This window comes from Spirosoma pollinicola, from assembly GCF_002831565.1.
Taxonomy (GTDB): Bacteria; Bacteroidota; Bacteroidia; order Cytophagales; family Spirosomataceae; genus Spirosoma; species Spirosoma pollinicola.
Window position 1 is genome coordinate 295243 of sequence record NZ_CP025096.1, and the last position, 26228, is coordinate 321470.

The 26228-nt window shown below is 48.2% G+C and carries 20 protein-coding genes and 1 pseudogene; 11 read left to right on the forward strand and 10 right to left on the reverse strand.

Features of this window, described 5'->3' with window-relative positions; all coding sequences use genetic code 11:
• Positions 1–63: 63 nt before the first annotated feature.
• From CWM47_RS01215 to CWM47_RS01245, 7 genes are all read left to right on the forward strand, one after another.
• Complete coding sequence (locus CWM47_RS01215) at positions 64–2826, forward strand: TonB-dependent receptor (protein WP_100985984.1); 2763 nt, start codon at positions 64–66, stop codon at positions 2824–2826.
• 58 nt (positions 2827–2884) lie between these two features.
• The gene (locus CWM47_RS01220) at positions 2885–4315 is read left to right on the forward strand and encodes a hypothetical protein (protein ID WP_100985985.1); all 1431 of its coding nucleotides are present in this window, start codon (positions 2885–2887) and stop codon (positions 4313–4315) included.
• 123 nt (positions 4316–4438) lie between these two features.
• Complete coding sequence (locus CWM47_RS01225) at positions 4439–5884, forward strand: purple acid phosphatase family protein (RefSeq protein WP_100985986.1); 1446 nt, start codon at positions 4439–4441, stop codon at positions 5882–5884.
• A 97-nt stretch (positions 5885–5981) separates the two neighbouring features.
• A complete protein-coding gene (locus CWM47_RS01230; protein WP_100985987.1) occupies positions 5982–6722 on the forward strand; it encodes a DUF4405 domain-containing protein in 741 nt (246 codons plus the stop codon).
• Between the two features lie 487 nt (positions 6723–7209).
• A complete protein-coding gene (locus CWM47_RS01235; RefSeq protein ID WP_100985988.1) occupies positions 7210–8133 on the forward strand; it encodes a metallophosphoesterase family protein in 924 nt (307 codons plus the stop codon).
• 83 nt (positions 8134–8216) lie between these two features.
• Positions 8217–10064: an alkaline phosphatase gene (locus tag CWM47_RS01240; protein ID WP_100985989.1), complete on the forward strand. Its 1848-nt coding sequence runs from the start codon at positions 8217–8219 to the stop codon at positions 10062–10064.
• 26 nt (positions 10065–10090) lie between these two features.
• On the forward strand, positions 10091–11473 hold the full coding sequence (locus CWM47_RS01245) for a purple acid phosphatase family protein (protein ID WP_100985990.1): 1383 nt from the start codon (positions 10091–10093) through the stop codon (positions 11471–11473).
• 61 nt (positions 11474–11534) lie between these two features.
• Here the strand turns inward: CWM47_RS01245 and CWM47_RS01250 are convergent, their stop codons facing one another.
• The 4 genes and pseudogenes from CWM47_RS01250 to CWM47_RS40000 all read right to left on the reverse strand — a co-directional run.
• On the reverse strand, positions 11535–13070 hold the full coding sequence (locus CWM47_RS01250) for a RagB/SusD family nutrient uptake outer membrane protein (protein ID WP_100985991.1): 1536 nt from the start codon (positions 13068–13070) through the stop codon (positions 11535–11537).
• A gap of 69 nt (positions 13071–13139) precedes the next feature.
• The gene (locus CWM47_RS01255; RefSeq protein WP_100993681.1) at positions 13140–16484 is read right to left on the reverse strand and encodes a SusC/RagA family TonB-linked outer membrane protein; all 3345 of its coding nucleotides are present in this window, start codon (positions 16482–16484) and stop codon (positions 13140–13142) included.
• Positions 16485–16523: 39 nt separating this feature from the next.
• On the reverse strand, positions 16524–17393 hold the full coding sequence (locus tag CWM47_RS01260) for a hypothetical protein (protein WP_100993682.1): 870 nt from the start codon (positions 17391–17393) through the stop codon (positions 16524–16526).
• Between the two features lie 384 nt (positions 17394–17777).
• Positions 17778–18037 (reverse strand): annotated as a pseudogene (locus tag CWM47_RS40000) (ATP-binding cassette domain-containing protein); the annotation flags it as partial.
• 304 nt (positions 18038–18341) lie between these two features.
• Between CWM47_RS40000 and CWM47_RS01270 the strand changes: the two are divergent.
• Positions 18342–19652 carry an esterase-like activity of phytase family protein gene (locus tag CWM47_RS01270; RefSeq protein WP_100985993.1) on the forward strand — a complete coding sequence of 437 codons (1311 nt, stop codon included), beginning with the start codon at positions 18342–18344 and terminating at the stop codon, positions 19650–19652.
• A gap of 278 nt (positions 19653–19930) precedes the next feature.
• Here the strand turns inward: CWM47_RS01270 and CWM47_RS01275 are convergent, their stop codons facing one another.
• Together CWM47_RS01275 and CWM47_RS01285 are read right to left on the reverse strand one after the other, a co-directional pair.
• On the reverse strand, positions 19931–21883 hold the full coding sequence (locus CWM47_RS01275) for a KUP/HAK/KT family potassium transporter (protein WP_100993683.1): 1953 nt from the start codon (positions 21881–21883) through the stop codon (positions 19931–19933).
• 951 nt (positions 21884–22834) lie between these two features.
• Positions 22835–23254, reverse strand: a complete 420-nt coding sequence (locus tag CWM47_RS01285) for a response regulator (protein ID WP_100985995.1) — start codon at positions 23252–23254, stop codon at positions 22835–22837.
• 240 nt (positions 23255–23494) lie between these two features.
• On the opposite strand from CWM47_RS01285, the gene CWM47_RS38895 reads away from it, so the two are divergent.
• The 3 genes from CWM47_RS38895 (at position 23495) to CWM47_RS40155 (ending at position 24379) form a co-directional block, all read left to right on the forward strand.
• Positions 23495–23740, forward strand: a complete 246-nt coding sequence (locus tag CWM47_RS38895; RefSeq protein WP_206170592.1) for a hypothetical protein — start codon at positions 23495–23497, stop codon at positions 23738–23740.
• Entirely contained in the window at positions 23662–23958 is a 297-nt protein-coding gene (locus tag CWM47_RS40150) for a PQQ-dependent sugar dehydrogenase (protein WP_206170593.1), read from the forward strand. The genes CWM47_RS38895 and CWM47_RS40150 overlap by 79 nt, the downstream gene beginning before the upstream one ends.
• 136 nt (positions 23959–24094) lie before the next feature.
• Positions 24095–24379: a hypothetical protein gene (locus CWM47_RS40155; protein ID WP_157815872.1), complete on the forward strand. Its 285-nt coding sequence runs from the start codon at positions 24095–24097 to the stop codon at positions 24377–24379.
• Between the two features lie 79 nt (positions 24380–24458).
• Here the strand turns inward: CWM47_RS40155 and CWM47_RS01300 are convergent, their stop codons facing one another.
• The 4 genes from CWM47_RS01300 to CWM47_RS01315 all read right to left on the reverse strand — a co-directional run bounded on the left by CWM47_RS01300 (position 24459) and on the right by CWM47_RS01315 (position 26152).
• Positions 24459–24773: a hypothetical protein gene (locus tag CWM47_RS01300; protein ID WP_100985997.1), complete on the reverse strand. Its 315-nt coding sequence runs from the start codon at positions 24771–24773 to the stop codon at positions 24459–24461.
• A gap of 161 nt (positions 24774–24934) precedes the next feature.
• A complete protein-coding gene (locus CWM47_RS01305) occupies positions 24935–25147 on the reverse strand; it encodes a hypothetical protein (RefSeq protein WP_100985998.1) in 213 nt (70 codons plus the stop codon).
• Positions 25148–25373: 226 nt separating this feature from the next.
• Positions 25374–25619, reverse strand: coding sequence for a hypothetical protein (locus CWM47_RS01310; protein ID WP_100985999.1), 246 nt, complete (start codon positions 25617–25619; stop codon positions 25374–25376).
• A gap of 83 nt (positions 25620–25702) precedes the next feature.
• Positions 25703–26152 carry a hypothetical protein gene (locus CWM47_RS01315; RefSeq protein WP_100986000.1) on the reverse strand — a complete coding sequence of 150 codons (450 nt, stop codon included), beginning with the start codon at positions 26150–26152 and terminating at the stop codon, positions 25703–25705.
• Positions 26153–26228 lie beyond the last annotated feature (76 nt).

The following is a 26228-nucleotide window of genomic DNA, read 5'->3' on the forward strand; positions in this document are numbered from 1 at the left end:
AGACCGGGCATTTTTCAGAGAAAGTACCACTGGATGTACGGATTACCATTTACGTTCAAACGAATGAAATACACACTTTACTTATTCTTGCTGCTGGGCTCGTTTACGGTTCAGGCTGCTACACTAAAAGGGACAATTACCGATGCTCGTACGGGAGAGCCACTGATTGGCGCTACCGTAATGCTGGCAAATACAAAATTCGGAGGCACCGTTGGACTGGATGGCAACTACGTAATCAAAGGTGTACCGGCCGGAACCTACACGTTCACAGCCCAGTACATCAGCTATCAGAAAACCCAGAAAGTTATTGTGGTTGGTAACGAGTTAGGGGTAGTCATTCACAACTTTGCACTGGCCGAATCGAGCCACGATCTGACCGAGGTTATCATTACGGGTCATGCCGACCGCGAAAGCGATGTAAGTACCCGAAAAACCGAGCAACAGGCCGATAACGTCCTGAATATCATTGGTGCCAAAGCGATTTCGCTCCTGCCCGACATCACGGTTGCCAACGTACTACAGCGTGTATCGGGGGTATCCATTGTGCGAAACAGCACGGGCGACGGGCAATTTGCCGTCATTCGGGGTATGGAGCGTCGGTATAATTACACGCTCGTGAACGGCATTAAAATTCCCAGCCCGGACAACAAAAATCGCTACGTGCCAATGGATATTTTCCCGGCCGATCTGCTCGAACGTCTGGAAGTAGTCAAAGCACTTACGCCTAACATGGAAGGCGACGCCATTGGTGGGTCGATGAACATGATTATGCGTTCGGCTCCCGATTATCTAGTGCTCTCGGCTACGGCATCGGGTGGGTATAGCCAACTATTCAGTAGTCAGCCCTTTTCGGGGTTTAGTGCCAAAGGCATCAATTTCAAATCGCCGTCGGAAGTATCCGGGAGCAACACCACCTATGCCCAACCGGAAGAATTCTCCCGGCAATCGCTCAATTACAAAAATGTGTCGCTACCCGTCAATGGCCTGTTCAGTCTGTCGGTTGGTAACCGGATTTTCAACCATAAACTTGGCTTCTTATTAGGCGGCAGCTACCAGCACACCTACCGGGGCAGTACTACAAAATTTGTGGGACTCAACGGGCAGCCAAGCCCCGATCCAAAACCCAATACCCCCATTTTCAACTCAGTAGATACTCGGCTTAATTCCAACGAGCTAGCCCGGACGGGCCTGAATCTGAAACTGGATTATGCATTTAACGCCAACAACAAGCTAAGTCTCTATGGCTTATACATGAACCTGGATGACAAACAGCACCGTACCATTCTGGGCGATCAGCTTACGGCATTCGGCGATGTGAGCACCAGTGAGCGATCGGTATTCCGGCGTCAGAATGTCTATAACGGCACCTTACAGGGCGACCATAACCTGACAGACAAACTAAAACTAAACTGGTCGGCGGTTTATTCGCAGGCGAAAAGTCAAACACCCAGTTGGGGTTCGTTTGGGCTTACCTACCGCGTAGAGCCGGATATAAACGGCAATCCGGTTCGGGGAGCTGAATACATCAACTCGGTAAGTTATATCTGGACGCACAACAGCGACCGCGATCTGGCAGGTTATGTCAATTTTATCTACACGCTGGCTCCAAATGCTGAAGTATCGGCGGGTGGACTTTACCGCGATAAAGACCGGGCGAATTTCTACAACGATTATTCGCTGGCCACAGTGCTAACCGGTGGCGACCGGCAGGTATATACCAACATCAATAACGCTATACTCTCTTTCCGGCCTATTTCAACTGCGTTGTCTGACAGTGCCAACGGCAATAATTACACGGCCAAAGAACAAATTGCAGCGGGTTATATACAGGGCAAAGTCACCCTTGCCGATCGTTGGCAGTTTGTTGGCGGTGTTCGGGTTGAAAACACAAACCAGACTTATTTATCGGCCTTGCCAATTACTTCCGCAGGTAAAACAGGCACTATTCAGTACATGGATATTCTGCCAAGCCTGCACCTCAAGTACATGTTGTCGGCAAGGGAAAATGTACGATTTTCCTATTTTCGGGGTATCAGCCGACCCGGCTTTTTTGAACTCGTACCGGCCAACTTTCCCGGAGATTTCTACACCGAATCAGGTAATCCATACGTCAAACATACCGTTGCCGATAACGTTGACCTGCGCTACGAATTCTTTTCCCGTGGCAGCGAGCAACTGTTGATCGGTGGTTTTTACAAGAATATCCAGAACCCTATTGAATACGGGTTCAATGTGGTCAGCAACGTAAACACGGTATACCAACCGTTGAACTTCGGCACGGCGACCAATTTTGGGGCCGAGCTGGTATTTGCCAAGTTTTTCAACAACTGGGGTGTATCAGGCAACTACACCTTCACCAAGTCGAGTATCACTACCACGAAGCGGATTTACAGTCGCGATGCATCGGGAAGTATTATCTCTACAGAAGGTACCCAAACGCGCCCTCTACAGGGGCAGTCCGATCACATTGCCAACCTCTCGCTGATCTATAAAAATCAAAAAACTGGATTCGATGCTCAACTGGCCTGGGTGTATACGGGCAAGCGCATCAATATCGTATCGCCATTCTTAGGACTTGACTACTGGCAACGCGGCACCTCACAAGTGGACTTTTCGGCCGAAAAGCGCTTTGGGCTGAAACAGGGTGCTTCCCGATTTTCAATTTTCGTGAAGCTGCAGAACCTGCTGAACAACCCTATTATCGTCGAAATCTTACAGCCCAACAGCCTGACCAATTTACCTGACCAAACCCGTACCGACCGGATTCTGGTGCAGAAAGACGTGTTTCAGCAAAGCTATATTCTTGGCTTTCGCTACAAACGCTAAGCGAACGACTACACACATTATTTATTCATAATCAGTTCTTAATCAAGCAAGTAAATCAATGAAAATGCAAATCAAACTCAATGCGCTGGCTTCTTTACTTGTTGCCGGAGTCATGGCAACGCTAACGGGTTGTAACAAGTCGCAGGAAGACGTAGTGGTATCGGCTCCACAGTTTAAAGTTGGGGCAGCTATCAGCACCAAAACACCGCTGGCTGGGGTTATCAAAGGCACGCTTCTGGCCGATTCAACGTATCGGGTTACAGACAACGTATTCATCAACGAAGGCGATACGCTGTTAATCCAGCCCGGCGCCAAGATTCACTTCGATGGCAAAGGCGTATGGAGTTTCATCGTGAAAGGGTCATTATTATCATTGGGCACGCAGGATAAGCCCGTTTATTTCACGGTTCCAACGACAACCAAAACGGATGTACTCGGTGCCGACGTTACCAAAGATCCGGCTTATTCTGGATTATGGGGCGGTATTCTGGGCGAAACAACGTTCAAAAACATTATTATCAAATGGACACACCTGGAGTTTGGCGGTGGTCGGGTAGTTACGTCGCCCGTATCGTTCATTGCCAATGGTGGAGTTGCTTATACTCTTTCTTCGGCCAACTCCGACGGCATCGTGGTACTTGAAGACTCATGGGTCTACGGTGCGGTCGATGATCCAATGCGGCCTTTTGGTGGCAAGTACAACGTTATGCGGAATACGTTTGAAAAATGTGGATTTACGGGTGGAGAAGCCTGGAACGTAAAAGGCGGCACCGTAGGGAATTTTGCCTACAACCTAATCATAGGCTCGGCAACGAATGGCCCTAAAGGCTCCAACAACGGTCAGAAACCAGGTCAGCCACAAACGAACCTCCTGTTCTACAACAACACCATCGTTCACAGTGGGTATCGCCGGTCGGCCGATGGTCGTGGGGGTTCGATCAACTTTGAAGAAGGCTCACGCGGTGGTTTTTATAACAACTTGATGATCAACGACAAATACGGCCCACGGATTGTTGGTGCAACGGCAAACTATGCCGGTAACGCCCTGGTTGTTGCCGATACGGCCAACATCAAATACAGCAATAACTACAACTACGTCGATTCGCTGAAAATGGCGAACCAGATTTATCCGGTCCTGTTCACGACCAAGCCACAGGCCAGCGATATTCCGGCCCCTAGCACTTTCCTGCCAACCGGCTACAAACTGGGTCAGGCGTATGACGGATCGGCGGTAGTTCAGAAAAACAATCCGCTGTTCGTAAACTTCCCGCTGCCTTACGTTGCCACCAAAAAAGTGGCCGATGTAAGTTTTGTTGGCACCTGGAATTTCCGTTTACAAGCCAGCTCACCCGCTATTGGCAAAGGCACAACCAGTTTCACACCGATGGCGGTTGTGCCCGTGAGTGCGAACTTCGGATCAACGGAAATCACCCCACCAAGCACAGATGTAGGCTGCTACCCAAGCAACGGAAAAGGAAACCTGCATTAAGGCAAACTAACGAAAGAGTGAAAGAGCGAAATAGTGAAAGAGTGCCTGGCACTGAGACGTATGTCGCCGGATAGCTTTCGCTCTTTCACTCTTTCGCTCTTTCGCTCTTTCGCCCATTCACTCATGAAAAACACACTTATAGCGCTTTTGTTGATCGGGCAGATCGTGTTAGCCCAGACCTGTGTGGCACAGGAAAGGAAAACGGATGAACCGTTCATTGCCCGACCCTATCTTCAGATTGGCCGCACTCCTTCGCCCGAGACCTTACAACTCCTTTGGCATACGCCCGACGCCAGCACCGACTGGGCTGTTGAATACCAAACGAAAGCCAACGGTACTTGGAAAAAAACGGACGCCCCAACCTCCGTTCGGGTGGCCGTGGCAGGTATTGAACCGCATCTGGTTTATGATGCCACGTTTACCGGCCTGACACCGGGCAGCAAATTCAATTACCGGCTGTTGAAGGCGGGCAAAGTGGTGTTTACCGCCGAAGCACAAGCCACGAAAAAAGCCGACCAGCCTTATCGTTTTGTCGCATTTGCTGACATTGGTGCCGAAACGCCAGCCCAGAAAAAACTTGCTTCCCGTGCTTTTCTGGCAAAACCAGATTTCGTAGTGGTTCCCGGCGATATTGTCTATGAACGAGGTCTTATTTCGGAGTACCGCACCCGATTCTGGCCAATTTATAACGCCAATCAAATCGACTCGACAGGAGCCCCACTATTACGGTCGGTGCCTATGATCGTTGCCCCCGGCAACCACGATACCGACACACGTGACTTAGACAAATATCCCGACGCACTGGCCTATTACTACTACTGGAATCAGCCACTGAACGGCTTGGGCGGCACAGAAGGCGGCCCGATGGTACCAATCCTAACAGCATCAGTTGACAATCGAAAAGCCTTTACCGATGCGGCTGGTGATGCCTATTTGAAAATGTCGAATTACTCGTTTAACTATGGCAATGCCCACTGGACGGTGATCGACTCGAACCCCTACGTCGATTTTACGGACAAAGCCTTGCAGGAATGGATCGCAGCTGATTTAGCCAGTGCCAAAGACGCTACCTGGCGGTTCGTGATGTTCCACCATCCGGGTTTCAACTCGGCTCGTGAGCATTACGAACAGCAGCACACCCGACTTTTGTCGCCACTTTTTGAAGCCGGAAAGGTCGATGTGGTATTCACAGGTCACGTACACAACTACCAGCGCTCGTTTCCATTAACGTTTGTTCCCGACCGTAAAGGCGTTTTGTTAGTAGCGAGCATGGGGGCCAAAACGGCGCGGGGACGGGTAGTGAACGGCCGCTGGACACTCGACAAGTCATTTGACGGCAAAACTAAAACTACGCCAAAGGGAATCATTTATCTGGTAACGGGTGCGGGTGGCCAAACGCTTTATAACCCGGAGCAAAATAATGATCCCGATTCGTGGCAGAAGTTTACGGATAAATTTTACTCGAACGTCCACTCCCTCACGGTAGCCGATGTAGATGGCAAAACACTAACTGTCCGCCAGGTTGATGTCAATGGCAAAGAACTCGATTCGTTTAAAGTAACTAAGTAACCCCTGTAAATCTGGCAGCCTGCCGAGACGAATCGTTGCGGCAGGCTGCCAGATTCTTTTTGTAAAACGGACTATTTCGTCAAAGCATATCTGTTATATGAAATCTAAAAACCTGGTTAGCCTTACGGTAACTGCCGTTTATTTCGTGCTGGCGATTACTGGCCTACTGATTTATTTGGGACAGGGAAATCATTTCTCAGCCAAACACATTCACGCCTGGTTTGGTATCCTGTTCTTCGTTGCTACTGTTTTCCACATTATCAACAACTGGTCTTCGATCAAAAACTATTCGGTTAACCGCAGGGAAGGTGGTTTCCGGAAAGAATTGATTCTGCCGGTGTTTATTACTCTGGTATTTGTGGGTGGCATTGCCGCTGATCTACCCGTTTTCAAAGAGTTAGCCAACGCAGGTAAAAAAGCGTTTGGCCCCGAAAAAAAGAAAGAACGCGGGTTGGCGCAACAGGCGGTTGATTCCATTTCCCGAAAAGTGATGATGGATTATGCGCTGGCAGTTAGTGAGGGCGATACGGCCCTACTAAGGCGCACAATTGCAAAGCGGGCCATGATTAGTAGTGAAGAAGGTAAGTTTATCGAGGAAACAACATCAACGAATCCCATCAAAAAAAATACCACAGCCGAGAAGACAATCATTCAGGTCGAACAGGCAAAGGCACTTGACGAACATGTCATTGTGACAACGGGAATCACGAGCACTCGCTTGTCTGGTACAGACCTGATACGTTTTACCGGTGTTCTCAACGAAACCGACGGTCATTGGCAAATTGCGGCTTTACAACTGGCCAACTTACCCATGCAGAAGCACGTGGCGGTTCGTTAATTTATTAGTTCTTATCTGAACGCAAAGCGGGTGCACAGTAGATCTTCACTTGAGTACCCGCTTAATACGACCTCTTCAACTACTCCTGGCGCATCACAATTTCATAATATGAAATTTCTTGCTCAGTTATTTATTTTCAGGCAATTAACCATATAAATATCTGAATGATAAGACATTATATTAACGAACTAATGAATTTAGTAGCAGGAAATAGCCGTTACGTTCATTATTCGTGGAAGTGGCAACTTATTTTTTCACTTGGTCTTCTTCTTATTCTGTCCATTCCGGTTCTACTATTCTACTTTTTATAGATTCTGGCTTTCCTCAAGTAGAACATTGGCGTCAGTTAACCAACGTCCCTAGAGTCTTATTTAGCTGCCTTTGTTAACAAATATCGCTAACAAGAAACATTCCCTAACAGAAATGTAAAGCGGCCTTAATCAACACGTAATAGTTAGCACCTTACTTTGCGCAAACCAAAGTATGTATGAATCGTCGGGATTTAGTTAGGCGAATGGGTGCTGGCCTTGCCGCTCTTTCAGTAAACAATTTAGCCTCCGGGCATACCCTGGTAAAACCGAAACAGCGGGTATTCCGGATCGCTCACCTCACCGATGTACACATGCAACCTATGGTGGGGGCAGCCAAAGGCTTCGAAAAATGCCTCCATCATGTACAGAGTCTCCCCGATAAACCAGATCTGATTATCAACGGGGGTGATGCAATCATGGAAGCGCACGGCCGGGGAAAAGATAGCGTGAGCCGGCAATGGAGCCTCTACCAATCTGTGCTCCGTAGTGAAAATGCGTTACCCATCTTAAGCTGCATCGGAAATCATGACATCTGGTGTAAAAAGGAAACCAAAGTTTGCTTCGAAGCGGGTCGGCAGTGGGCGATGGATGAATTTCAGCTAGCGAAACGCTATTACAGCATTGACCGAAACGGCTGGCATATCATCATGCTGGACAGCGTACAGCCCAAGCCTGACGAAAGCTGGTATACCGCCCATCTGGATGAAGACCAGTTTCAATGGCTCGAAGCCGATCTTAAAGCAACCCCCGTCGAGACGCCAATTCTGGTTGTTTCGCATTTACCCATCCTGGCCGCCTGTGTGTTTTTTGACGGCGACCGTTTTACGAGCGAAAACTGGAATATCCCTGCTCGCTGGATGCATAGCGATACGGTTCGTATAACCAACTTATTCCATAAGCACCCGAATGTAAAGGCCGCTTTGAGCGGCCATATTCATTTAGTTGATCGAGTAGATTACAACGGCATTTCTTATTTCTGTAACGGAGCCGTGAGCGGAGCCTGGTGGTTTGGCAAGTATAAACAGACCGCTCCGGGTTATGCGCTTGTCGACTTATTCGACGATGGATCGGTTGAGAACACGTATACCCAGTACGTCTGAACCCAATTTTTGCAGAATCAGCGTATACTCTCCTTCTTTCCCGCCCGGTGTGTCTATTTCGGTTAGCGATTCCTGATAAATCCATGAAAAAACAGATTCTATTGGTTCTTGCCGCCTGGGTTGCCGGGATTTTGATGGCGAGAGCCCAGCCGCGCACGTCCTACTCACCCGCTCAGGCACACTCGCATAATGATTATGAGCAAACGATTCCGTTCCTGCAAGCCTATGACCAGGCCTTCGGCTCAGTAGAAGCGGATATCTATGCCCGCAACGGCCAGCTTTACGTAGCCCACGATTCGGCCAATATTACCCCCGCCCGGACATTGGAAGCGTTGTACATTAACCCCATTGTCGAAAAAGTACGCGCGAACAAGGGTAAACTGTATGCCAACGCCAGCTACGGCCTGCAATGGCTAATCGACTTAAAAACGCCTGCCCGCTTGTCGCTGCCTATACTGGTAAGGGCGCTAAGTGCTTATCCGGATATTTTTGGTTCTGGCGGGCCGGTAAAGGTTGTCGTGAGTGGCAACGTACCGACACCTGACCAGTTTAAAAATTACCCCGACTGGCTCCAGTTCGATGGACGCCCCGAGGTTGTTTACACGCCTGAACAACTCGCGCATGTTGGCCTCATCAGTCAGGCGTTTCCCGTCTATACGCGCTGGAATGGAAAAGGCTTAATCGTCAAAAATGAACGGGCCAGGATCCAGACGGTTATCCAGCAGGTACATCGACAGGGTAAAAAAATCCGTTTCTGGGCAACACCCGATAATATCAACACGTGGAAAACGCTAATGAATATGGGTGTCGATTACATCAATACCGACCAGATTACCCCCCTCGGGCATTTTCTGAGCCAACGTCAGACGGCCGAATACCAGAACCCAACGCCCCATACGCTCTACCAGCCAACCTACCGGAATAACGATAGCCGCAGCCGGGTCAAAAATGTGATCCTGCTGATTGGCGACGGCATGGGGCTTGCCCAGATTTACGCTGGACTAACGGCGAACCGGGGCGATTTAAATCTGGCGAAACTGTTGAACATTGGCTTTTCAAAAACGAGTGCGGCTGATACCTACATTACCGATTCGGCGGCCGGAGCAACGGCCATGGCCACAGGGCAAAAAACCAATAACCGTGCCATTGGAGTCGATTCGTCAGGTAATCCGGTACCTGCGATTCCGACATTGATCAAGAAATGGAACATGGTGAGCGGGCTGATATCGGCGGGTCCAGTTACCGACGCGACACCAGCGGCTTTTTATGCCCATCAGCCCGACCGCATGTTCGAACGGGAAATTGCGTCTGATTTTCTTCGTAATCCGGTTCAGATTCTGATTGGGGGCGGCTATCGGTATTTTAAGGAACAGAACGTTCTGGACACGCTCCATCAGAAAGGGTATCAGGTCGGCACGGCATTCGATCAACTGGAGAGCCTGAAACGCCCGTTTGTGTTACTGGACGATCAGTCAGTGGTGGCGGTGAGCAAAGGGCGGAAAGACTTTTTGCAGCGAAGTCTTCAAAAAACACTGCATGACCTTGACCCTAACAAAGCGGGCTTTTTCGTCATGGCTGAGGGTGCCCAGATTGACTATGGCGGACATGCCAACGACATGCGGTACGTTGTTGACGAAATGCTGGACTTTGACCGGACCATTGGCGATGCCATTCGATTCGCCGACTCGAATGGTGAAACGCTGGTTATCATCACGGCGGATCATGAAACGGGCGGATTGAGTCTTTTAGATGGCGATCTGAAGCGAGGGTATATCGATGGCAACTTCAGCACCAACGACCATTCGGGCATTATGGTGCCGGTTTTTGCCTACGGCCCACATTCGCTGGATTTTCGGGGTGTTTATGAAAACACAGAGATTCACCACAAAATCATGGCTATTTTACAGAAATATCATTTCCCTGGCAATTAGACTACCACCGGCATCAATCGCGGATTATGAAAACTATTTTCCAGATTTTCTGTCTTGTTCTGACACAGCTTTCGGTTCAGGCCCAGCTTCATAAAGACTATCCCGCGTCGGCTTATCCGGATCGGGTCATTCTTGGCTGGCAGGCTAATCCTGCTACCTCGCAATCGGTCAACTGGCGAACCGACTCGACGGTCACTAAAGCAGTTGGCGCTATTACCGAAGCAGATCCGTCACCCGATTTGGCGAGTAAAGCAACGCTCATTTCGGCCACTACCGAGCGCGTCGGGATGGATGGAAAAACGGTTCTGTATCATTCCGTTCATTTCAACGACCTGAAACCAGCTACTAAATACAACTACCGGGTGGGCGATGGCACCCACTGGACGGAGTGGTTTCAGTTTACAACAGCGCAGGATCATCCGGCTCCGTTCTCGTTCCTCTACTTTGGTGATGCTCAGAACGACATCCGCTCGCTGTGGTCGCGTGCCATTCGCGGAGCCTATTCCAAGTTGCCTACGGTAAGCCTGATGATTCACGCCGGTGACCTAATCAACAGTTCCAATGCCGACTGGCAGTGGGCCGAATGGTTTGAAGCCGGTAGTTGGATCAATGGCGTGGTGCCAACACTGGCCGTGCCCGGCAATCACGAATATTTTAAAGATGAACAGGGCAAAGCCCGTGTGTCAAGACACTGGCGACCTTCGTTTGTATTACCCGAAAACGGCCCAAAAGGCTTTGAGGAGACTGCGTACTCGTTCGATTATCAGGGCACTCGGTTTATTTTTCTGAATTCACAGCTCGCTCTGGTCGATACGTCAGCCATGACTCGTCAGGCTAATTGGCTGATTCAGACCCTGAGCAAGAATCCTAATCGCTGGACCGTGATCACCCACCACCATCCCATTTATTCAACGGCTAAGGGCCGGGATAACAACGAATGGCGGGAGCGCATGGAACCAATTTACCGAAAATACCACGTTGATCTGGTGTTACAGGGTCACGACCACACCTACGGACGAGGCTTGAACATGCCTTTAGGAAAAAGCCGTAAACATCCGGATGGACCAATCTACGTCGTGTCGGTGAGTGGCCCGAAGATGTATGATATTGGCTTACAGGACTGGATGGATCGGGCAGCTTCAAACACACAGCTTTATCAAACCATAACGATTAACAGCGACAAGCTGACCTATCAGTCCTACACCGTAACGGGTGAGAAATACGATTCATTTGAACTGGTCAAAGCCAGTAACGGACAAAACACCCTCAATGATCAGGCACTCGTATTAGCACCCGAACGGCTCGAACTACCCGTAGAGTACCGAAAAAAATATACCCCCGAACAGCTTGACGAGTACCAAAATCGTTTCAAGAACTACAAAGCGCGTAAACAGGCGAAGAAGGAATAAAGAAACATATATAAAAAGGGGCTGCTTGCTAACACCGTTCAGCAAGCAGCCCCTTTTTATATCAGTAACCCGGGTTTTGGTACATACCGGTCGGATTCAATTTTACTTCGTTGAACGGGATTGGATAGTAATAATCCTTCGTTCCGAAGTTCGTTAATTGGGCAGCCCCAAAGTCGGCCTGGCTTTTCGAGCGTATGTACGCAACCAGTTCCGTGGGTGTAAAGAAGCGTAGTAGATCAAACCAGCGTTGGTTCTCAAAAGCCAGTTCAACCCGCCGTTCGTGGAGGATAGCCAGTTTGAGCGTTGGGAATTTAGCACTGTAGTCAGGGTTGGTTTTGGCAATACTATACACCGGTAACTTGGCCCGTTCCCGAACCTGATCCAGAAACCCGATAGCCGTTGCTTCGTCGCCCAGATACAGATTTACTTCGGCCAGCATCAGGATAACATCGGCATACCGCATCAGAATCCAGTCATTGCCGCCATAGCCACTCGTTCCGGCGGTTGAACTGGCATCCCGAAATTTGGTGACGAAATAATCTTTCACCACCGCTGCGTTCGCATATTTGATGGAGTAATCCTTCCGAACATCACCGTCTTCGTATTCTTTTACCAGATCGGGGGTTACGTTACCCCCAACGCCCGTTGTTGTCCGAAGAGAATTGATCGTTTCACCCTGTGCCTGATTATTTGCGGCTATACTCGACGAATAGTTGATGTCGCCCTGTTTGTAAACAATCTGAAAAATCGTTTCCGGATTGGTCGTTTTCTTACTCACATCGAACACATCCGCGTAAGGAATCTCTTTCAGTAAACCGAACGTCCGCTTGCTGTAGGCATTGGTCAGAAAGGTTTTCGCCTGTGTCAGATTAGCGTTTCGGTTTGCCTGATCGAGTGTTGTTGCCATCGTCAGATAAACCTGTCCCAGGAGGGCGTTACCAGCCACTTTCGAAACCCGGCCTTTATTGGCAGCGGCCTGAACATCGGGGAGCGGGCTGTTTATTACGTCCGTCAAATCGGCAACAATCTGCTTATATACCGTTTCTTTTTTCTCCCGAAACGTGTTGGCCGTAACCTCTTCCGTTGTGGTAAGGGGTTTGGTCACTAAAGGCACGTCACCCCACTTGCGAACCAGCGTAAAATAGATCAGCGCCCGGATGAATTTAGCTTCCGCCTGGTACTGCGTTTTTGTTTCCGGCTTCGCAAAGGTTACCATCTCAGAACCGGCCAGCACATAATTTGCCCGCGTGATCGTCTGGTAAAGGGAATTCCAGTGCGTTTGCAGGTACGAATTACTGGGCAGGAGCGCAAAGGCGTTAAACTGAAACGGCTCTCCGGCGTTTGACTGGTTATCATTCCGACCGGTATTATCGGAGCGTTCTTCCGAAAACAGGCCACTGTTCTCGGCAATCCCGTTGTTATCGCGGAGGGCTTGATAGACGCCGTTCAGCGCCAGCAGCACATCGTTTTCGGTCTTGTAATAATCGGCCGTTACAATCGCGTTCGGGTTGTTTTCGATCAGGAAATCCTGACGGCATGCGCCCAGCAGAACCAGTATCAACACTGGTAAAAATCGAGAGAATAGTTTATACTTCATGATTTTTCAAGATTGGTTACCGGGCGAAAGCAACACCAGCGCCCGGCGTTTTCACTATCTGGTTATGGCTTAAAATGAGATTTTAGCGCCTATGTTGTAGCCTCTGGCCAGTGGGTATTTACCATAATCGACACCCGGCGACAGGTTTGCACCGTTGTTGTAATCGACTTCGGGGTTATACCCTTTGTACTTCGTTAGGGTAAATGCATTGTTTACGTTAACGTACAACCGAATACCACTTACCCGCGCTTTGGTCAGTCCGGCCACGGGCAGGTTGTACCCCAGGGTGATGTTCGTACAGCGCAGATAGGAGCCGTCCTGTAAATAGAAAGAAGATAACCGGGTACTGTTGCTCTGGGTACCTCCACGCGACGCCCGGTACACCAACCCATTGCCCGGCTGCTCTTCAGAACGATACCGGTCAGCCACGGTAGAGTACTGGTTGCCAGACCCTTCCATATTATAGACGTAATAATCCTGCCCGTCGAGCACCTGATTTCCGTAAGAACCGTTGAAGGACGCACTGGCATCAAACTCTTTATAACTGGCGTTTACCGAAAACCCATAAGTGAACTTTGGATACGGTGTACCAATCACCTGTTTGTCGGCATCCGTTACCACACCATCGCCATTGACATCCTGAAAAATCAGATCGCCGGGGCGGAGTGGGTTCGTGGAGGCTACTGACCGGGCGGGGCCTTTCAGCACATAGCCGCTTGGAAATGACTGGGTTGAGGCATTATACACCGCATTGTCGGCGGCAATATTATCCACGTCTTTCTGCCGCACCATGCCAATTACCTTGAACCCGTAAAACATCCCAACGGGCTGGCCTTCCTGCGTGATGTGGGTAATGTAGGAGCGCTCGGCACCCGCCACCAGAATGGTATTGGCACCGCCCATATTCAGGACTTTGTTGCGGTTGAACGAAATGTTTCCGCTCAGATTCAGTTTGACATCCTGCGTTGAGATAGCCCGGCCATCGACCTGAAACTCATAACCCCGGTTCTGAATTTTAGAGTTTCGCAAATTCGTCAGGATACTTGTGGCCCCGGAAATAGCCGAAATGGGCTGATTGAACAGCAGATTATACGAGTCACTAAGGTAGGTATTGGCAATAAGCAATAGCCGGTTGTTGAACAAGCCCACATCAAGGCCCAGATTAAATTGCGAGGTAGATTCCCAGCCTAGTTTCTGATCTTTGAGCGCACCGGAGTAGAAAGCTGTCTGAATCGTGCCTGATCCGAAAACGGCACCCGTCGGACTGGCCATTGTCTGCTGATACCCATACAGCGGAATATTGTAGTTACCAGTCAGGCCCCAGCTTCCCCGTAACTTAAGCGTTGAAGCTGCCCCGAGCCAGTCGGTATAAAAAGGCTCGTTGGAAATTGTCCAGCCTGCCGACAGGGACGGAAAACTACCCCAGCGGTTGGCCGGGCCAAATCGCGATGAGCCATCTGTCCGGAAGGCCGCTGTCAGGTAGTACCGGCCATCGTAGTTATACTCGGCACGGGCCAGGTAAGAAAGCAGTGTTTCTTCCTGTTTCCCTGTTCCCGTAAACCCAACACTACTGGTGGTATTGCTTTGAAAGAAATTGGTTGGGTCAGCACCTTTGGCCGTTATTTCCTGCACGGCATCATTCTGGAAACCCTGCGCCGATACACTGATCTGATCGAGGTTCGTTTTCTGAGCCGTATAGCCTACCAAGCCGTTCAGATAGTGTTTGCCAAGCTGCTTCGTATAGGTTGCGGTAAATTCGGCCAGCACGTTCTGCGTACTGAGCGTCAGGGCCGTAGCAGTAGCGGCTGCGATGGCCTGGGGTGAATAGGGCGGATTGTTCCCGTTGCTCAGGCTCGTGGGCAGGTAGTACTCGTACTTTTCGCTATAGGTCTGTAAACCGAGATTGGCTTTGGCGATGAGGCCCGGAATAATTTCGTAGCTAGCTGTTCCGTTATACGTTCCCCGTAATCCCTTACGGTTAATGTTTGTTTCCATGGCCAGCGCCACGGGATTTTCGATGGTCTGATACCCATAGACCGGCTGCTGGGCGGCTACTTCATTTTTCACCAAATTTCCCTTGTCGTCGTAAGCTCTGAAGGTTGGCGGCATAATCAGCGCTCCCAAAATGGGCCCCTGATTGAATCGTCCCTCCTGTACCTCACGGTTCGTATTTGAGGTCACAAAAAGGCTCGCGCCAACTTTGAACTTCTTGCTGATTTCGCCGTCGATGTTCGCCCGAAAGTTTACCCGTTCCTGCTTGGTCGCGACGATGATCCCCTGTTGATTTTGATACCCTCCGCTAATCAGGTAGCGCAAGCCGTTGTTACCGCCCGAAAAGGTAAGGTTGTGGCGACTCATGGACGCATTCCGGTAGAGGGCGTCCTGCCAGTCGGTGTTGTACTTAGGGGTGATCAGTTTTTGATTCGCGAAATCGTAAATATCCGTGGGGATACTCACTGAACCGGCATTCCCTACTTTGCCAATACGGGTCGCATTATCATCCGAAAACATCGCGTCGGTCCAGGTTTTGCCACTGTTCTGGACCAGATCGCGGTAGGTGTTGTTTCGTCCGTCGATAACGAGTTGAGCAAAGCCACTGGCATCCAGCAGTTTTACTTTTTTTGCCAGTTGGTTAATGCCATACTGGTACTCATAATCAAACTTACCTTTCCCGTCTTTCCCCCGTTTCGTTGTAATAATCACAACACCCCCCGACGCCCGCGAACCATAAATAGCTGCCGAAGCAGCATCTTTCAGCACGTCGATACTCTCAATATCATTGGGGTTAATGAATACATCATTACCTGCCGGAAATCCGTCGATAACATAAAGCGGATCTGAACTGGCGTTGATCGAGCCAATGCCCCGCACCCGGATTTTAGTGGTGTTATAGGGTGCTCCACCCGTCTGGGATACCTGTACACCGGCGAGTTTACCTACCAATGCCTGTCCAAGCGTTGGGGCTGTAACATTCAGTTCACGCGCTTTCACGTTTGAAATGGCACCGGTTACATCGCTTTTGCGTAAGGTTTGATACCCCACGGCTACCACTTCATTGAGTTGATTGACATCTTCTTTAAGTCTGATGGCGAGTGTCAGTTGGGAGCCAACCACCACTTCCTGCGTAGCGAAACCAACTGATGAAAATACCAGTGTGGCACCGGGATTTACGTCCAGTGTAAACTTCCCCAGAGCATCCGTAACGGTGCCTTTCCGGGTTTGTTTTTCAACGATATTGACGCCGGGAATCGGTTGATTTTGCTCATCCGTTACTGTACCCGTTATTGTCGCGGCATGGCTCAAAAGCCATCGGGCTGTATGTCTGTCAGCCAGCGTTAGTGAGTTGGGAACCAAACTGCCCAGTACCAGCAGGCAAATCAGTAACCTGCTCAATTTTGTTGAGTAGTGATTCATAATCATAGGGGTTGTATTATGGTTAGAGAAAAGCCTCTCCTACCAGGTGAGGCCTACAAAATGCACGTTACTGGTTCGTGACGACGTTACGGCCAGGCCCGTAGCCTGATCGTTGAGGAGCGTAAAGCCTTCCAGTTCATCGGCTTTATCGATGTCGATTTCTTTAATCACCTGCTGTTTGCCTTGCTTAACAGACTGATTCAAATCCACGAATGTGAACCGCCAGCGCCGACCTTCGATCTGATTCTGAATAAGTACGAGTATACCTTTGGATGGTATCCAGTGCAGGTTTTGCACCCAGGGTGAGCAGGTGAATCGCTTGACCACAACACCGGGATCGCTGGTCTTTTTTGCAGTAGCCAGACGTTCGGGGTCGTAAAGTCTTACTTCATTGCGTTTATCGCCATAATCGGCGGTAGCCACGTACCATTTATTTTGGTACTGGACGTATTCGGGACGCGTACCCTGAATGCAGGCGTCGTCTTCAATGGTATTCAGCAGATTACCGTCCAGTGTACCCGTGCGGAGCAGGCCCTCCCAGTTGACATTATAAATAACGGCACGCCATTTAGTGCCTTCGGGATTCAGCCGAATACTATTGCCGATAAACGTGGGGCCTTTACCCGTATACGCGATGCAGGTTGGGTGGTTAATAACGTCCTGGCCACCTTCTGTCAATTTGACTTCCTGCCCTGTGTAGGTAATGTTGTTTTTTTCGACAGTATAGGTACGGATAACCCCTACTTCACGGTCACCATACAAATACGCTTTATTCCCCTGATAACTAACCCCCTGGCAGGCACCGAGCGAATCAAGCGTCAGGGATGAGGAGAGCGCCAGATTAACGTCTACCCTTGAAAAGGTGACGATTTCAGCGGTGCAGATTAAGATGAAGTAGAATGCCCTCATGGGTAATTGCTGGATGAAGTTTAAGTGGGCGATGGCAGGTTTGGCCAATGTTGAATGCCCCAAAACCAGATAAAGAAGTACCCTCAGTTGATCGCTTTTTAAAAGTACAAAGGACGCCTTCGTAGATTACCTGAGTTTTAATCCAGCATTTCTATAGTGTTATTATTCTATCAGATTTTTATTAAAGAAATAAACCGGTCTTGCAGGAGATCTACAGGTCAATTATTTATTTTATCCAGCCATACAAATAAACGACTGAATGACAGGAAATTAGATTAATAAATTTATGAATCTGGTTGCCGAAAATAGCCGATACGTTCAGTATACCTGGGGAAGGCAATTTATTTTTCTACTGCTATTCTCCTCTTTCTATCTATTCCGGCCAAGGCCCAATGTGGGTTCATCCAATAGCAGTACGGCTGGTTTAATGGCTGATGCCCTTGCAATGCACAACAGTTGCTGCTGGCCACCTGATAGTGTCAGCGCCGATTTTTTGAAGTCGTCTTTTACCTCGCACCACAAACCAGCCTGGGTCAATGAGGCTTCTACGGTTTCCTCCAGTTCATCTCTTGTTGGTAGCCGATTGATTCAATTCACAACCCGCAAACTATATTGCCAAATATGAACTTCGGAAACGGGTTGGGCTACTTTTTCAAGAAACTTTACCAAGCGCAGCCCCAATCTTTAGACGATTTACCATGAGTTGCTACTTCTGAAGCGTTGATCAATTTGTCGAACCTGATTGCGTTTGCAATGGTAACCTTACTAAAATGGACGCCTTTTTCCGCTGGCCAAACAATTCATTGGTGTAATTGAGCAGTCGGGGGTATTTTCAGCCAGATCATTGACAAAAGGTTTAAATTTAACAATGGCCTAACAAAGCCAATCGTTATATTACATTTAGGTAATGTAGGACACAATAGCTTTGCGATAAACAAAGCTGATCTTATGAGATTATCCTCTTTACCTAGCTCAATTGCCACTAGTTGTGTTCTTATAAGTGGCCTTCTGGTAGCCGCCTGCGAAGACCACCGAATCCCGGCTATCCTTCCTTCGTTTGCCGAGGCATCAAATCCAGCGGTGCTGTCAACCTCCCCCAACGGTACGGTGCTTTATAATGGTGGATTCGGATCGGCCATTGCTCAAGATCCTAACGATCCGACCGTATTTTATTTACTAACAGATCGGGGACCAAATGCAGCCGGTTCAGCCGCCAATACCATTATTTTTGGCAAAGCGGATTTTACACCCCAAATCGGCCGGTTCCATGTAGTGGGCAATCAACTGGTTTTAGAAAAAACAATTTTGCTCAAAAACGTAAATGGACAGGCATTGACGGGATTACCAAACCCAACAGGTCAGGGTAATACCGGCGAAATTGCCCTTGATCTGAATGGGCAGACGATTGTACCTAGTGCCGATGGTATTGACTCGGAAGGGCTTGTGCTGGCATCAGACGGAACGTTCTGGATCAGTGATGAGTATGGCCCGCATATTGCGCATTTTGACGCCACCGGTAAAACAATTGAGCGGATCAATCCCTTTGGTTCGGGTACCGGTGGACGCACCTTGCCTAAAGTGCTGGCCCGGCGTCGACCTAACCGGGGTATGGAAGGACTAACGATAACACCCGATGGAAAAACATTGGTGGGCCTGATGCAGTCGCCCATGTACAATCCATCATCAGGAGCCATAACGGGTTCAACCGTAATCAGAATTGTCACCTTCGAAATAGCGACCGGCCTAACGAAACAATATGTGTATTTGATGGAAAATGCCAGCTTGACAGGATGCAGTGACATTGCTGCCATTACTAACACAACCTTCTTAGCACTAGAACGTGACGGCGATTATGGTGGTAATCCAGTAAAGCCAGCCACATTTAAGCGGGTATATAAATTTGATCTGGCGGGCGCAACCGATATATCGGATCCAACAAATAGCGACGGTGGCAAACTCTATAATGGTTTGACTGTCGAGCAACTAAAAGACAAAGCTGGCTTGCAAACTGCGGGCGTTATACCCGTTACGAAAACGCTGGTCTTCGATCTACTAACGGGGATTTCTCCGGTTTACCCACACGATAAAGCAGAGGGTATTTCTATACTGAGCGCAACCCAACTGGCTATTTCCAATGATGATGATTTCGGCGTGGTCGATAACGGTAAGAATGGATTCACTGCCAAAATTCTACCTGCCACAGGTAAAGTTGATCTGAATCGAATTTATTTCGTGACACTACCAACCCCGCTTAAGTAAAAATAGCTTGGCTGGTCTGGTGAACCAGTCGCACAGAATCCTTGGAATAAAGCCCTTTCTTAATAGAAAGGGCTTTATTCCAAGGATTCTGTGCGACTGGTAGTTGTTGGCAGTTAGTAAATCAACGTCTTCACATTTACCTTTTACTTTATTTTAGTCAAAAAAAACGTCCGATTTAAATCGGACGTTTGCGCACAAATTTCAACATCTGTCCAACTAGATCAATAGCCTGCTCACACGTTTCGATGCTTTCCTGTAGAACAGAATATAGTTTATGATCAGGACGTAATCCGTTTTAACTGAACGTTTTCCACAGGTCGGATAACCAGTGGCACTTTCTCCACTTTAACCGAACTGCTGTCCAGCCCGAACCAACGGGCCTCGGGCGTGGTGACAGATTTTATCGAAAAGTAAATGTTCATAATGAAGCGCTCCACGGGCGGCAGCTCATTCTCAAAGGAAAGAAATTTCTCCAGGACCACAAACCGAAAATCACCAATCACATTCTGTCGACTAAGTGATTCATAGCGGCTCGTAATGTCGACCTCCTTGTTTCGAACCATGTCTTCAATCACCTTGCGGAAAAACAGATTGATCCGCTGTTCAACCCGAAACCCCAACCGAAAGGTTACTTTGTAGGCATCATCGGGGGCGATGGTATTTACTTTGTATTCCATCGTGTAGGGATCGTCGGTAATATCGACGTGCACGAACCAATAGATGTCGGCTCGTTTGGGACGCTTTTGAAAAATTGAGTAAATGATTTTCGATTCAATTTCAGACTGACGGGCCGCATTGCTCATAAAGACAATGTGGGTGGCGTACTTGGGAATACTTATATCGCGGCTAAGTTCCTTGATCGCCTGCGTATACTGATCGATTCGTACATATTCGGTCAAGCGTAGCTTAATCCGAAAGGCTTGCAGCCAAATGTACATGACCCCGGCTATGATCGACCCAATCAGCACTGAAACCCAGCCCCCGTGGGGAAACTTGATCAGATTGGCCACCAAAAAACTACCTTCTAGCCCCAGATATATCGTCAGAAATAAGACCACCCACCAGGCCTGATATTTATGGGTATACAGATAATACGACATAAGCAGGGTCGTCATCAGCATCGTTAAAGTAATGGCCAGTCCATAAGCGGCTTCCATGTGGGCCGATTCCCGAAAGTAAAGCACGACCCCTACGCAACCGCTCCAAAGCAGGAAATTAATACTGGGCACATAAAGCTGTCCCTTTTGGGCACTGGGATAACGGAGTTGAACCTTGGGCCAGAAATTGAGCCGAATCGCTTCGCTTATCAGCGTAAAGGAACCGGTAATTAAGGCCTGGCTGGCAATAACGGTAGCGGCAGTAGCGATAAAAATGCCAATAGTTAAAAACCAGGAGGGCATGATTGCATAGAATGGAATCCGATCCTGCAGGGATTGTCCCGCCTGGCTCAACAGCCAGGCGCCCTGCCCAAAATAGTTGAGCAGTAAGCAGGTTTTGACAAACACCCAGCTAACCCGGATATTGGCCCTGCCACAGTGGCCCATGTCAGAATACAGGGCTTCAGCCCCCGTTGTACAGAGAAATACCGACCCTAACAACCAGAAACCACCCGGATATTCGGCTAATAACCACCAGGCGTAATAGGGATTCAGCGCGGAAAGAATAGCTGGTGCCTGAACAATTTGCAAAGCCCCCAGCGTACCCAGCATGATGAACCAAACCAGCATAATGGGCCCAAAAGCGGTTCCTACTACACTGGTGCCAAAGCTTTGGATTAAAAACAGGATCGTCAGAATACCAATGACGATTTGAATAATAAGCCCATCGCTAATGGTAGGATATAACAACCGTAAGCCTTCAACCGCCGAAGAGACCGAGATGGGCGGGGTAATGATCCCATCGGCCAGTAGTGCCGCTCCGCCAATGATGGCGGGCACAGTCAGCCAGCGAGCGTGGCGACGAATTAGTGCGTATAAGGCAAAAATACCCCCTTCTCCCCGGTTATCGGCCCGTAATATCAAGATGACATACTTAATGGTGGTTTGTAGAGTAAGCGTCCAGAATACGCAGGAAATCGCTCCCCGAATAACATCTGCTTTGATGGTTGCTGTCGGCCCGATTATGGCTCGTAAGGTATACAAGGGTGAGGTCCCAATATCACCATAGATAATGCCCATGGCGACTAATAGTCCCGCAGCAGATACTGTATCAAGGTGGCTTTTATTATTCATACTGACTTTAAATAGTTTCCGCATAACCCGCTCATACGGACATACGGCTAGTTTTCGCTGGGCATTGCCAACTTAAGTATAGGGGAGATAATCCAATTCATGGGGAGCGCACGCTGATTCACCGATTGTGGCGCATTGGTGCAAAGAACTTAACTGGCGAGCTGCACATAGCTAATTCCGGCTTTTCACTAGTTCAGAGAAAAGTCAAAGAGACTGGTTCGACAGTTATACAATTGACTGATCTCAGGCAGTGCCATTTTGATTTTGGAGGCCCGGCTGAGTGAACTTACCGGGCATTATTCAGGACCAGCACCTAATTCATTCATCGCCGACCAGAGCCGCCTGATTCCAGCCATCGAAAAAACGAACTGGTTTCATACAACAGCTTTTCAAAGCTGGAAAGCATGCCTGTGCCTGAAAGCTTTCCTACTTAAGCCATTGACAGCACCGAAGGTAAATTCGCCTGAAAGGGCTAAATGATGACCGGTTACTGTGCTGTATAAAGAGAGAGTCTGGTGCCAGGAACAGGCTGACAAACGATATAGTCTGGCTGATTTGTTCTGTTGACCGCAACGTAGAGACCGTAGCCGATTGGATTGAATTGGCGACATACTTGACAGGTAAGTAGGTCTCGCAATAATCCCCCCAGGTATTGACTATCTTCTGGGTATTCACTTCAACAGCTGAAATGAAGAAACACAGGGTCAAGAGGTGTAGAAGCCATAAACGCCAGCGGGTGTTCATAGGTGCAAAGATATCAATTTAGGGAATTCTCATCACGGTGCAGCCCTTATTCTTTTCAGTTGTTTCTGCCAGGACACGTGTAAACATTCGCTACGTATCCGTAGATGGCTTGTAATAAGTGATGACCTGATTGATCAATAGAAAAAGGGTGATCATGTTTGACGTTAATTTGTGCCGGAAGTACTGCTCAATTCTGTTGAATCTGAATTAAGCGGCCATTGATACCTGATTCAATTCCAGCCAGTATTGACAAATGGTTGACATAGAGACCTGTAACGAAGCTGGATCCAGACGTTTTAGTATAAATGAATTAGCCCCTGATTCATAACAGTTGTTGATCTCACTACTAGAGGCATGAGCACTCATCATGACAACCGGAATCCGTTTATAGCTAAGATGTTGCTTTAAGATTTCCAGGGTCTGATGCCCATCCAGACCGGGCATATGCCGGTCGAGTATGATTAGGCTAGGTGGCTGGCTCATCTGAGGAAGGGCATCTAAAAAAGATTGACCACCTGCAAACAGGCGAATGAAGTACCGGGGACAAGACTGTTGGAAGAATAGCTGGAATATTGCGCGATAATCGGCATCGTCATCGACGACACAGATCCATGGAGAAGATGTCATCAGGTTGTGTCAGTTGGTTGCAGACTATAACCGTCCAACTAGTCTTGTTGACTGATCTTGTTCAACAATATTAAGGGAATGGGACAGCGATAAACACTACTTTTTGACAGGCAGGCCTTACTACCTGTCAACCGGTTATCTATAGCCTGAGGTGTTGTCACTTAGTTGTAATTTATACGTACATTCAATACAGTTACAGGCAGTAAACGAAATCCATAAATCATCCAACTAAACGTTAACATGAAAAGTAGATACCTGTTCATTTCACTTGGGAAAGCAATCGCTGGCTTCGCCCTGCTTTTTCTGGTTCAGTGCCAACTGGTGCTGGCGCAAAGTTTTCCGGGCAATTTTGCTGGTGTTCAGGTAGCGACCGGGCTAGACCCGGTTGGAATGGACATTGCTCCTGATTGGCGCGTTTTTCTGGCGGAGAAAATAGTAAGCTGCGAATCGTCAAAAATGGCGTACTATTATCAACTCCTTTTCTGACGATTCCCAATGTAGACAACTTTAATGAGCGAGGGTTGCTGAAAGTGGTACTAGACCCTAATTTCAGCACTAACAACTTCCTCTATGTTTATTATACTTACAAAGCATCGGGCAGTTCGGTTAGTAATAATCGCATCAGCCGATTTACGGCGAACGGGGACTACTATAAGCACTCTAGTTACACGAAAGCAGGTAGATGGCTACTGGTATCAATATGACTGCAGCAGCAGCAAACATCGCCCTTCTTTTAAATCTACCTGTCTTTACCTCTATCAGTTTGAGAAACCTGTAGGCTGCCTTTATACCTTTCCTTTTGTATACGCCGATTGCCTCTATCGGGATAATTTGCCTGGCATGGTCAACCTGTCCCGATTCATAATCAGCGTAAAACCTTTTCGCTCGCTCCTTAAACGTAAGCGCATTGATCTGGTTTTGGTCATCTTGATACTGGAGCAGCTGTTGCTCAGCATTCCAACTAAAGCCGCAATGCAAACATTGCCGATCTCGGTTGTCACCGCTGAACAAATCAGCCAGCACTTGATTTTCTTCTTCTTTGTTGAAACTTATATCAGTAAGGCTAATCGGTTGCTTATTGCCAAACCCAGCCAGCTGATCCGACCCACACTTCGGACAATGTAACAGATTATACATGTTGAAAAACGAATAGTTGGTTAATGGACTTAAACGGATTGACTTGTCAGGCTTATAAGATGACGAATTACGCTTCCTGTAGCTGCTTTACTAGTTTTCGAAACCGTTCCTGTAACCCTTCCAGCGCATATGTTTTGCGCTCGGCTGGCTGGGGACTGAGCGTATTGACGCTAAGGAAGTAGTCATAGTCTGCATTAAATACCTCTTCCGGTCCTATTATATTGGCAACAGGTCCCGATTCAGGTTTTGCCACTACCTGATCTGCCAACGCGGTGATCAGCGTATACTGGGAAACAATAGTATCGTTATCGGTATTGACCGTATAAGTCAGGAACTCTTTGAGTTGACTAATTAGTCGCGACTTTACATCGTCAGTTTGCATAGTTACAGCGAAAGATTATTTTATCTTATTAACGCCCATTAGGTAGCAAGGTTTGAATAAGCCGTAAGCAGTTCGCCAAATGACCCGACCAGAAATGCGTTAGCCGCCTGTAGTAAGCGCAGACAGCGAGTGTTCAGGCGGTGCTATAGTAGCTCTCTTTATTAAAGCGTCACGTTGCGTTTCACAAAACGAATGGCGAGGTAGGTATACAGACCAAGGGCTGATGTCTCCCCGGCCGCTTCCAGATAGTTCTTTCGGTAAACTCCCGTCTGAACGTCATCCACCCAATCCATCCAGGCGTAACAATAACCCATAAACCCGACGAAGGCGCCTACCATAAGAAGTAAAGCGAAGAGCATTTGGCGCGTGGTCATAAAGTTGACTAAGTCGAGCAAGTCGATGGAATTAATTTCGATCAACTTAACTTAGACAAAATCCTTGCCAAATAAACTGGTCATCAATTCTTTTCAGGTAAGACCCTCATCAAGGAGCAGCACCGTCATCTGCCTGGCCATACCGTGTAATAAGGGAGAATATGATCACAAAAAAAGCTTGCTACTGGTCAGTAGCAAGCCGCATAATTTATTGTCCTGACTTGATCTAGTCACTTCCTTCTACTTTCACTAGTTTATTATACAAGCCAAGTATCAAAAAGGGAGCCGCCCATTGACCGATGAATAAACTACGATCACGGTCGCCGGTATATTGAAGGTATAATGAAGCGCCCATGGAGCCCAGAGCTGCCCATAAAAATAAGTCAGAAGGGAGCTTAGCCGTTTGTTCTTCAATCGTCTTGGCGACAGGGCCTTCTTTGTGTTCTGGATTGGAATTATCTGGATTAGCCATGAGGTGAATTAATAAGTTTAGTGACTACCCTGTAACAGAACGTTTGTAATAAGGTTTGATCATTTTTTTGCCGCCGGAGTTGGTTAGTGAGCCAGATACATGATCGTCGATGCACCGATCGACTTGGAGAGCTTTTTAACCAGATCGTTCAGTTGATTGAACCCGCTCCGTTCGACCCCGCTTCCAGAGCCTTTATTAGCCAGAGGTACGTTGGTGTATTTATTACCCGACACCTCCGCTTCGCCATATCCTCTAAAAGTAACTGTATTGTTCTGAATAGAAACGACCACTTTTATGGCGATCTCATCCCCCATATTTTTGAACTCCGTTATCATGAACCCTTTGCTCTGGTCTGACTGATCCATAAAAAAACCCAACGTCTCAAGCCTGAATTCAATCATATCGAACAAGGCCGTATCTGACAGGGCGGTCGTGATTTCAATTCGGTTGGCACCTTTCGGGATTAACAGCTTTTGGGAATAACTCGCACTAAAAATCAATAAAAACAGGAGCGTATAAAGTCCACTTTTCATAGTACAGCAGGTTTGCCGTAAAGATAACCCCTATCCGAATTGGTTCTGCCCAGAGGAGTTGCTGTTCAGGCTACTT